Origin of the sequence: Moorena sp. SIO2C4 (assembly GCF_010672485.1) — a bacterium.
Classification (GTDB): Bacteria; Cyanobacteriota; Cyanobacteriia; order Cyanobacteriales; family Coleofasciculaceae; genus Moorena; species Moorena producens.
Genome location: NZ_JAAHGN010000139.1, coordinates 1 through 10686, shown reverse-complemented (window position 1 = coordinate 10686; position 10686 = coordinate 1). Strand labels below are relative to the sequence as shown.

Genomic DNA, 10686 nt, shown 5'->3' with positions numbered 1-10686 from the left:
TTGATCGGGAACAGAGGCAGTTGGAAACACTGGTGGCAGGGTGCCATCCAGTGGTCAAGCAAGCAATTCAGCAATTAATCGAAATGGCAAAGGAAGCTGGTATTCCTTGCTCAATTTGTGGTCAAGCTACGGTTCAGGATCCGGAACTCATTGATTTGTTGGTGCAGTGGGGAATTACTTCGATTTCTGTTGATGTTAAAGATGTGGAAGGGACTTACCAGGCAATTACTCGTGCTGAGCAACGTTTACTCTTGGAAGCAGCACGAAATAAGTCAAAAGGCTTGGGTGTAAAAGGCCAAGGGGAAAACATATAAATATATAGAAGTTCCCAATTGGATGATGAGATCCAGTCCAGTAGTATCGGTGAACACTACCACGTACCACGGGACAGGATCTGATTTGGTTTATCTGGTCTGACCTAGGTTATAAATCTGAAAACTGCTGTAATTCAATCAGTGAATTATGGTTAGGCTTCTTAGTAATTTGAGTTAATAGTGCTTCATAGCGGTTGAGAGCGTTTTGATAGGCGAAGTGCTTCAGAGCAAATTTTCTACCTTGTTGACCTAGAGATACCCCCTGCTCAGGATTTTCATACAATTCGACAATTGCAGATGCTAAAGCCTGGGGCTGTTGTGGTGGTACCACTACACCGCCACCACTTTTTCGAACAACTCGCGCTGCAGTTCCATTCAAAGGCACAGAAGCAATGATGGGTCGTCCGCAAGCCAATAGCACTTGAATTTTTGAGGGCATATTAAAGGAAACAACGTTACGCTTTTGCACAACTAAACCTATATCTGCTGCTGCCAACATTTCTGGTAACTTCTCTCGGGGTTGGAAAGGTAAAAGCTTGACATTACTAGCCTTGCAAGTCTGACAGTCTTGCTGTAGCTGCTGTAGAGCCTTAGATTCTCCAACAATGACGAAGACAATTTCTGGAATATGCCTGACCAGAGTAGCCGCCTTCACTACTGTTTCCAATCCCTGAGTCAGGGCAATATTACCGGAATACAGTACTACAAACTTGCCATCAAGATGGTAAGCAGTGCGAAACGAATTTCCTTCTTTGGGTAAGGGACGGATAACATTAACATTCGCCCAGTTGGGGATACAGGTAATTTTGTCTTTAGGTACTCCTTTACTGACTAAATTGTCAACGAATCCCTCAGAAATAACACTGATTCTATGAGCAGTGTGGTAGGCAAACTTCTCTAAAGCTTCAAAGATACGGATGGCTAGTTTGTTTCTAATTAGACCAACCTGTACAGCAGCTTCTGGCAAAATATCCTGTAAATTCAGTAATACTGGGCAGTTGTACAACCAACCGAGTAAAGCAGCTGGCACACTAACCGGCAGCGACGGTACTGTCAGCAGAATTACATCAGGTCGCCAGCCCTGGAAAGCCTGAATCAAACTAGTCACCACGAAGCTACCATCCAGTAGTATCCGTGTCACTACACCAGGCTTTGGTCGAATCCAGACATAGGAGCGTTGAATTATTACTCCATTTCTTTCTTCAGTCAGATACCACTTACCCTGATATTTATCATAGATACAGCGCTGGGGATAGTTCGGCATACTAGTGACGACTCGTACTTGATGTCCTGCCTTGACCAAACCTTCTGCTAGTTCCGTCATTAATGGGGCAATGCCTATGGGTTCAGGATGATAATTATAGGAGTAGATTAATATGCGCATGAACGTTATTGGTAGAGCGAGTAGTCTGTCAAGTTAAGATTTGACAGGTGGACAAGCGATGCATCGCTTTTTACAATTCATTGAGAAACACTATATCTAGTTAGTTCTATCTATCAGTTACTTAGCAACTGGTGTCTAATTACCCTACATACTTTACTGTTTGAATTTTCACCTTTAAGAGAAAAATTTAAACTTTACTCATTCAAAGCGTTTGGTTTAATTTTCGACGTTATAGCCTTGATGACTAGATACTCAATCGGCTTTGTCTGTTGATGCTTATGCATTGAACCAACACCGAATATACCAAAAGCTATTACTCTCAATAGAGCAGTAGGTTAGACAGACGCGCTTAGGCGCTCTTATCTCTAAGAATACAGACAGAAAAACTCAATTATTATGACCTTCTTTAGCAGGCAATAATTAGTCCTCAGGCTTAGGATAGCTCCAGCTGATCATTCCCTGTTCTTGGTTCTATTCATATAGGTATCAAAACTATCATACTCACTGGTTGGACTCCTGATGCCATCTTAGCCATCGTCAATTTTATAATATAAATACTTGGTATGCTACCTTCTTGATTATTGATGATAACTCTGGTAAAAATACCATTACATAACGATATAAATTTGCGCTAAATAAAAAAAATGAAGCCAAGATTTATTTAAATAAATTACTCTCTGGATACTTTAAGGGATTAACTGCACTGACCACTAGATTCGTAGGCAGATACATAACCGATGTAAATAGATTCATAAATGGCACTCCTGCTGTAATTTTAGATACTTTTTTAAGTGTTGATGTTTTCATAGCGATGCATCTCTATATTATAAGGGTATATATTTTATATATAGCTATAAATGAGTTGTGAACGCCAAACTAGCTGAAAGTATTATTTCAAGAGGGTGCTTTGTTCAAAAATAAAATGGAAACTCTATAAGACCATAGGAAAAAATTGATTCGAGCTATGTTACCATGCCCCACTACCTGTTTTTCTAAAGGAACTACCGGAAAGCTTATCAGAAACAGCTATTAATTTTCAATTATATAATTTTAAAGATTATGTTAATCAAATGTGAAAATGTAAAATTCTTATAACACTCTATCGAGAAATCTGAAATCCCTTACCTACCTAGGAGCTAGTTTTGGTAAATAATGTGGAAACCCCCATCAGCTAGTGCATCAAGATAGGGGGCTATAAACATGGATTTGGAATCAGGCTATCAAGGAAAGGGGTCTCCTAACTATCTTGACTTAAGTGGTTAGCCCAAAATAAAAAATCAGTAAAGACTTTGTGAAGAAATTTGTGAATAAATGGTAAAGAAAAGGGAAGATAAGACCCAGGCTTACAAAAATAAGCGTCCGCAACAGCACGGTGCTTAGTCCAACGAATAAGCGCGAAGCAACCGGATTGGTCAGCAGGGGATATTCACCACACTCTGTACTCAGCACTCCTTCATGACTAAGTTTGGTAAACCAGAGGAATTCAGAACCATAAAATCTTACCCAATTCCCCCTAAAGTAAAGTAAAAGCCCACTTTTGGGTAAGATGTTTGATGGTTTTTGGTGATGATGTGTCATGCCACGATGGTTTTGGGAACGCTGTAATCAAGAACGGTAGGGATGGGTAAACCGGGGATGGGACAATGGCGGACAAACCACGAAAACTCTTAAGCTTACACCTCATTGGCTGATCGCTTTATCTATATACCATGTTCCGAGAGTCAGTGAACTTCTGCTATGGTCAAAGCCCCAATTCCTCACTCCTACCAGTGGCTAAAACTTTACGAAATCTTGACAGTTATAGTGTGTTAACTCATGTGGAATTCGACTTACATTCAAGAAGAGAAGAATGATGTGAATCTTTGCTGTTAACCCTGATACAGTGTACTATCAATTCCTATACAAATAGATGAGTTACCAAGTTCCGGTCAAAGTTCCCTTCGTTTCACTAGCTCAACAACACCGACCTATTCAAACTGAGCTAGACCAGGCAATTCAATCTGTAGTGCAGCAGGGAGATTTTGTTCTTGGTAAAGCCTTGATGAATTTTGAGACAGCATTTGCGGCTGCTTGTGGTGTCCAATACGGTATCGGGGTGGGATCTGGCACCGATGCGATCGCACTCGGATTACAAGCCTGTGGCATTAGTGCTGGGGATGAAGTGATTTGTCCTGCTAACACTTTTATCGCTACAGTGATTGGGATCATAGCTGCTGGTGCTACGCCAATTTTGGTGGATTGCAACCCCCTTACTGCCCTAATTGATCTCAATATTGCCAAACAAGCCATTACAGCCAAAACCAAGGCAATTGTCCCTGTGCACCTTTACGGTCAGATGGTATCCCCGAGTGAGTTAATCGCATTTGCTGATGCCCACAACTTACTGATTTTTGAAGACGCAGCACAAGCTCACTTAGCACAGCGAGAGGATTATTATGCTGGTTCTGTGGGCAAGGCGGCAGCATTTAGTTTCTACCCCAGTAAAAACTTGGGTGCCTTTGGTAACGGTGGCATGGTAATCACTAATGATGCTACTGTGGCAGAAAAAGTGCGATCGCTTCGCAATTACGGGGCACCTCGCAAATATTTTCATACCGATATCGGCAAAAATAGCCGTTTAGACACGTTACAAGCTGCTATCCTCAATGTCAAACTGCCTTATTTGACTGAGTGGAACCAGTCACGCTACTGGGCAGCTGGGCAGTACGACAATCTACTCAAGGCTTTGGAAGGTCACGGGATTGTGCCCATAGAAAACCACAGCGGGTCAGGTCATGTCTACCACCTTTATGTGATTAGGGTGGGTCAACAATGTCCCTTTAACCGACAGAGCATCCAGGATGCTCTGGCCTCAGTGGGAATTCAAACCGGTATTCATTATCCAATTCCTTGCCATCTCCAGCCAGCTTACAAATACTTGGGATATCAAGCCGGTGACTTTCCCCATGCCGAAGCTCTGTGCAATGAGATTTTATCTCTACCAATTTATCCCAACTTGAGCAAGGAGCAGATTGAGCAGGTTGTTGATGGGTTAGCTAATTTATTAGGCGTGCTTGAGCCATTAGTTATTAATCATTAAACTATGCAAATTGGACGCAAAATTCCTATTGCCATTGATCGCTATCTACTGGACGGTTGTATCATCGTTTTACTAGTCATTATTTATGGTCCTGTGCTGATGCATTGGTATAATGGCTGGCTCAACAAAAGTATCAGCATTACCCATGAATACTTTAGCCATGGTTTGATTGGGCTACCGTTTGCTGCCCATATTGTCTGGACGAACCGACGACGGTGGCATAAGCTGACTGATACAGCCCATCCCTTTGGTGTAGTCTTACTGATAATTGGAGCAGTAAGCTATCTTAGCGGTCAATCAGAACTGGTAAATTTATCGTTTCCCATGGTTTTAGCTGGTATGAGCCTATGGTTAAAAGGGATTGGTGGCTTTAAGCTACAAAGTTTTCCCCTGCTGCTAGTGGCTTTGGCAACTCCAACAGCAGTTCCCTATTTGATTGAACCTTATATCTTGCCCCTACAACGCTTTATTGCTGCCATGGCTGCCTTTATTCTGACTCAGTTTGGGATGAATGTCAGACTGGAAGGGATTAACTTGTTCGTAAGTGAACGAATTGTTGAGGTAGCGCCCCACTGTGCTGGTCTTAAGATGTTATTTACTTGCCTGTATGTGAGTTTGATGTTGCTTTACTGGAGCGGTGCTATTGAGTCACGCCTAAAGACTATTTGGCTGTTATCTGGTGCGGTGGTTATAAGTGTTAGTGCTAATATTGTCCGCAATAGTGTGCTTACCTTTTTCCATGGCAGTGGACAAGATAACGCATTTCATTGGCTCCATGAAAGCTGGGGCGGTGACCTCTATTCAGCCATGATGTTAGTGATGCTGGTTCTATTAATGAAGTTCATTGAAAAATACTTTCCCTCAGACACCAAACTTGACTCCCTTGGCTAACAATGAAGATTAAACGTTATAGTTTTTAATTGGGTGAGGTACACAATTTTGGGATTTTAGGGAACAGCGGATCTGGGAACAGGGAATAGGGAAAAAAATTATGTGTACCTCATAAGTCTGATAAAGGCTATAGAATGATGAAATCAGTAAGTTTAATAAAGTTAATCCAGCCCTGGCAAATCTCCAGGGGAGTCTTACTGGTGTTGCTGTTAGTCTTGGTAATAATGGGAGCAGTACCGGGTTACTGGACAGGAAACTGGCCTTGGGCAAAACTGCCACCAGTGACTAACCTCCAAAAGATAAAAGCTATCCGCAAGACAGGAATAGAACTATCTGACTGGCAAACTGTTAAGCAACAAACCATCAGGATTGGCGGCCATAAATGGTCTTTGCAGTTCATAGAGCAGGATCAACAAAAACCAGTGTGGTTATTTTTGCTTCCCCAAAATGGTCCTAAATCCCAGCCACAGGTAGAATGGGAAGATATTAGCGGATTTATGAGACAAAGATCGGGACAATGGAAGATCGATTCTTATAGCCAAATCAAGTTTGTGGTCAACACATCTGATGTTGAGGGGAAGACCCAGGCTGATCCGACCATCACAACCAAGCCCAAAAGCCACCCCAAAAGTGTTGTTAACGCCCGTTTCTTTCGTGCCTGGAATCAGCGGCAAACCTTCGCGATAGTACAATGGTATGCCTGGCCAGAGGGTGGTAATCCTGCTCCTAGCCGTTGGTTCTGGGTTGATCAACTGGCCCAGTTACATCGCAAACGGGTGCCTTGGGTTGCGGTGAATATCCAAATTCCCATAGAACCTTTGGGTGATATTGAAAATTCTAGGCCAATAGCCGAATCTCTCAGTAAAATGATTCAAACTGCTTTGATGAGCGATCCTTTGGCTGAGGAAGCTAGTAGTATACAAAGTATGAAGGATCAACAATCAAAGATGAAGGCTCAAGGATGAAGGATGAAGAATGAAGGATTCAAGATGAAGGCTCAAGGATGAGGGATCAAGGATAAAGGATGAAATGGATTTATTGCTGGAACACTTAGGGTTGACTAAAAAGTTTATCCACAACAAGAAGTTAAACGTCAGACTTGCCACTTCAGACTTGCCACTTCAGACTTGCCACTTCAGACTTATCATTTTAGACTTGCCACTTCAGACTTGAGATTTCAGACTTGAGATTATATTTGACCATTGGAACATGACAACTGACACCCACAGGTTTGGCAACCAAGTTCTTACTTTATCTTTGTTTGGGGGTACCGTATTATTATGGCTGGTTAGTTCTGGAGTCTGGCTTAGCCCTGGTTGGGCTAAGCTTGTCGGAAATTTACCGACATCGGTGCAAAATCTTGGGGATGGGATTAGCGATCGCGCTCAGTTGCCTACGTTTAGTTCCATGGAACGGGAAACAACGGAAACTGTTGAATCAGGGGAAAGGGAAAGGACTGAACTGGAAACCCCTGAGACCACCCCTGAGACCACTCCTGAGACCATAAAGGTAACGGAAACGTTGCCACCGCCACCACCGTTGAGCAACCCTGAACCGGTCTCAGAGGAGAATCCATTGGAACAGTTGGAGGAAATGTTACCTCCTTTGGGCTACCCAGAGACTCTGTCACAGGTGAGTCCATCTGATGAATTTAATCGCCACTACCTAGGGCGAGAAGATGTAATCGCAGTGAGTGTGACAAACTTTCCGAATCTGGCTTTTCAAAGTGCTATTGATTCTGACGGAAATATTGTGGTACCGCTGTTCGGTAAGCTACGAGTGGTGGGACTTACTCTAGAGGCGGCTCAAGATTTAATTCAAAAGGTCTTAAATGAATTTGTGATTGATCCTGAAGTAGTTGTGAGCCTACTGAGTACACCGGCTGTTCAGATTACGGTGAGTGGTGAGGTGTTTCGACCAGGCTATTACCCCCTGCCAGCAGGAACTCAACCGAATCAAGCCCTTACTGCTGCGGGTGGTACGACTACCATTGCTGATTTGCGGACTATTTTGATTCGTCGTAAGTCGGTGGTGAATAATTCTATCATTGAGCGAGAAATTGACTTGCTGACACCGCTGCAAAATGGGACAACTCCATCGGAATTGAACCTCCGGGATGGGGATGCTATTATTGTGCGAAAGTTGGAGGTGGGTAATACTACCGATTATGATAGGCAGCTGGTAGCTCGTTCTAACCTAGCTCAACAACAAATCAGCGTTCGAGTGTTGAGCTATCCTAATGGGACGATTGGCAACTTGACATTAGCTAATGGTAGTACGTTTATTGATGCCTTAACAGCAATTTCTCCTAACCCAGATGATGCTGACTTGGATAGCATTGCCTTAATTCGTTTTGATCCAGAACAGGGCAAAGCGGTGACTCAAAAACTAGACGGAGAAAAGCTACTAAAGGGTGATGTTTCCCAAAACGTGCCACTTCAAGATGAAGATGTGATCGTGGTGGGTCGAAGTCTTGTTGCTAAGATTTCTGCCGCTCTGAGTCTAGTGACTCGACCCTTCAACGATTTTCTGGGATTCCGGAGGTTTTTTGAGGAAATACCAGAACTGTTTTGATAAGGTTTGGGTATGACAGGAGCAGAAATCCATGGTACCTCTCCCCTGGTGTGTTAGCTTTTCCATCGACAGCACGAAAATCTCCGGATACCTTAATGAATGGACAGAAAACTCCACTACCTGTCTCGGTTTGTAACTGGTGCTCAGAGTCCCTGTTGACTCAGCGGTAAAAATAGGAATAGGCTACAGGATTTTTCTATGACTGCTGCCTTAACAATAGCGGAAACAACTTATGACTCCCCCTTTTGTCACACGTTACCTGATTGCTCTCAATCAGCATAAGTTAATCGGCTTTGCCACGTTTTTCCTGATTACTGGCATATCCGGGATTGTGGCTATACAGCCAACGCCACCTCCGATTTACCGAGCTGAAGGTCGCTTGATATATACCACTCCTGTGAAAGTATTTTCCCAGACAGGGGTACAGATTTCAGAACAAGGTAAACAAGTGCTGACACAGGGAACGCTGCTGGCAGACAATGTGGTGAAGGAAGTAGCAGCTGGGATGCAAGTCAGCTCCAAAGACATTGTTAAAAATACACAGGTGAAATTGCCAAAAGCAGAAGGAGCACAATTTATTTCGGTAATCTATAGGGATAAGAATAAGGAAATTTCTGCAGCCATCGTTGACATGCTGATGAAGAAAATGGTGGAACAGAGCCGTTTTATCAACACATCACAACTAAGACGGATTATTGAAGTGATAGAAGAACGTTTACCTAAGGCGGAGGCGGAACTAAGGGAAGCGGAACAAAAACTGGAACAGTATGACCGCCTACAAGGACCAGCTTTATTTGCTGCTCAAGATGGGACGTTAGTGGGTGGAATTACTGGTAGCCAACAGCAACAACGTAGTCTCGAGATACAGCTAGAGGGGGTTGAGGCTCAATATTCTAGCCTAATCGAACGGCTAGGTTTGACCCCTGACCAAGCTTACACGTCTTCTGCCCTTAGTGCTGACCCGATTATTGCTAGTCTGCGAGCTCAGATTCTGGATACTGAGACACAGATGGAACTGCTCAAGGGGCAGTTGCGTCCGCAACATCCAACTATGATTGAGTTGCGCAAACAGCAACAGACTTATGAGACCTTACTTCAGGCACGTGCGGCTGAAGTTCTCGGTGGTAATGGGTTTACCTCTCCATTGCCCAGTCAAATCCGCCAAGACAGTACCCTGGACCCAGCACGGCAGGCACTGGCTAATCAGTTGGTAGCTCTGCAAACCCAGCGGGAATCACTTCAACGGCAGTTGGCAGCTACCCAAAGAACGGAAAAAGAACTAAGACAGCAATATCAGCAGCTGCCCAATAAGCAGCTGGAGCGAGGGCGACTGGCTCAGCAAGTTGCTTTTAAGCAGGAATTTTACAATCGGTTGCAGGCGGCATTAGCAGATAGCAAAATAGCAGAGGCGGAGACTGAGAGTAGTCTTGCGATCGCTGGGATTTCAGAACCGAGAGCACTTCAGGCCCAGACAGAAAGTAATCCGATCGTTACTTTGGCAATAGGTGGTGTAATCGGTATTGTTGTAGGTGCTGGTGTGATTCTGCTGCTATCAACCCTGGATAATACTTTATACACGCCAGAGGATGTTAAGCCCATACTTCGGGACAATGGTGTGCCATTACTGGGGGATTTACCGACAATCGGCCTCAAGTCCTACCGGGGTGAAGCTGCGATAATAACCCAACCAGAGGCTTTGGAGTTGGAGTTCTACGAACGGTTCCGCACTAATCTTCGTCTGCGGGAGGAACCTGCGGTAAAAGTGGTGTTGGTGACTAGTACGGCAGGGAATGAAGGAAAGACGATCGTGGCTTACAATTTAGCGATCGCATCTGCCCAAGCCGGTATGCGTACTCTGTTGGTAGAAGGGGATTTGCGATCGCATTCTGTAGCTCAAGCTCAAGAAGTGATTCACCTGATGGACGCTCCACTGGAACCTTTGCGCTTCTATGGCTCTAAGAGTGAATGTATTCATTTAGCCCAAGATTTTGAAAATCTCTACATTCTCCCTAGTCTTGGGCCCCTGCGCAAAGCTGCGGGGATCCTAGAATCGAGTGAAATGAAGCATTTGCTGGAAGATGCTCGTGGTCGCTTTGATTTTGTTGTAGTTGATTCGCCTAGTCTCTCCCGTTGTAATGATGCCCTATTACTACAACCATTTACTGATGGGATTGTGTTAGTTACTCGACCAGGCTATACCCAGGGAAGTATTTTATCTCAGGTAATCGAAGAGTTAGATGAAAACGAGGTACTGTTGGGAGCAGTTATCAACGATATCAAGCAGCTACAACCCCCTGTTCCGGTGGATACTGGGAGGGGGTATTCAGCGGTAGATACTCCTGTGGCTCAAACCCCAGCAGAGAACCATAAAGTTACTAGTGGAGTAGGGAGTAGGGACTAGGGAGTCGGGAATCGGGAGTCGGGAATCGGGAGTCGGGAAAGAA

The 10686-nt window shown here is 44.0% G+C and carries 7 protein-coding genes; 6 read left to right on the top strand and 1 reads right to left on the bottom strand.

What is annotated here, in order from left to right; all coding sequences use genetic code 11:
• On the top strand, positions 1-314 hold a 314-nt coding region (locus F6K20_RS10315; protein WP_353736742.1), incomplete at its 5' end, for a putative PEP-binding protein.
• Between the two features lie 109 nt (positions 315-423).
• On the opposite strand, the gene F6K20_RS10310 is transcribed toward F6K20_RS10315, so the two are convergent.
• Positions 424-1698, bottom strand: a complete 1275-nt coding sequence (locus F6K20_RS10310; RefSeq protein WP_008185819.1) for a glycosyltransferase family 4 protein — start codon at positions 1696-1698, stop codon at positions 424-426.
• Between the two features lie 1909 nt (positions 1699-3607).
• Here F6K20_RS10310 and F6K20_RS10305 point away from each other — a divergent pair.
• From F6K20_RS10305 to F6K20_RS10285, 5 genes are all read left to right on the top strand, one after another.
• A complete protein-coding gene (locus tag F6K20_RS10305; protein ID WP_008185820.1) occupies positions 3608-4777 on the top strand; it encodes a DegT/DnrJ/EryC1/StrS family aminotransferase in 1170 nt (389 codons plus the stop codon).
• Between the two features lie 3 nt (positions 4778-4780).
• On the top strand, positions 4781-5668 hold the full coding sequence (gene crtB / locus F6K20_RS10300) for a cyanoexosortase B (protein ID WP_008185821.1): 888 nt from the start codon (positions 4781-4783) through the stop codon (positions 5666-5668).
• 134 nt (positions 5669-5802) lie between these two features.
• Positions 5803-6633 carry a cyanoexosortase B system-associated protein gene (locus F6K20_RS10295; protein WP_044493607.1) on the top strand — a complete coding sequence of 277 codons (831 nt, stop codon included), beginning with the start codon at positions 5803-5805 and terminating at the stop codon, positions 6631-6633.
• A 244-nt stretch (positions 6634-6877) separates the two neighbouring features.
• On the top strand, positions 6878-8242 hold the full coding sequence (locus tag F6K20_RS10290) for a polysaccharide biosynthesis/export family protein (protein ID WP_008185823.1): 1365 nt from the start codon (positions 6878-6880) through the stop codon (positions 8240-8242).
• 232 nt (positions 8243-8474) lie between these two features.
• The gene (locus F6K20_RS10285) at positions 8475-10643 is read left to right on the top strand and encodes a GumC family protein (protein ID WP_008185824.1); all 2169 of its coding nucleotides are present in this window, start codon (positions 8475-8477) and stop codon (positions 10641-10643) included.
• The last annotated feature ends 43 nt before the right edge of the window (positions 10644-10686 follow it).

What these genes read in the sequence shown, in the direction of transcription:
- F6K20_RS10310 (WP_008185819.1), bottom strand. Translation starts at nt 1,698, where the DNA reads ATGCGCATATTAATCTACTCCTATAATTATCATCCTGAACCCATAGGC.
- F6K20_RS10305 (WP_008185820.1), top strand. Translation starts at nt 3,608, where the DNA reads ATGAGTTACCAAGTTCCGGTCAAAGTTCCCTTCGTTTCACTAGCTCAA.
- crtB (WP_008185821.1), top strand. Translation starts at nt 4,781, where the DNA reads ATGCAAATTGGACGCAAAATTCCTATTGCCATTGATCGCTATCTACTG.
- F6K20_RS10295 (WP_044493607.1), top strand. Translation starts at nt 5,803, where the DNA reads ATGATGAAATCAGTAAGTTTAATAAAGTTAATCCAGCCCTGGCAAATC.
- F6K20_RS10290 (WP_008185823.1), top strand. Translation starts at nt 6,878, where the DNA reads ATGACAACTGACACCCACAGGTTTGGCAACCAAGTTCTTACTTTATCT.
- F6K20_RS10285 (WP_008185824.1), top strand. Translation starts at nt 8,475, where the DNA reads ATGACTCCCCCTTTTGTCACACGTTACCTGATTGCTCTCAATCAGCAT.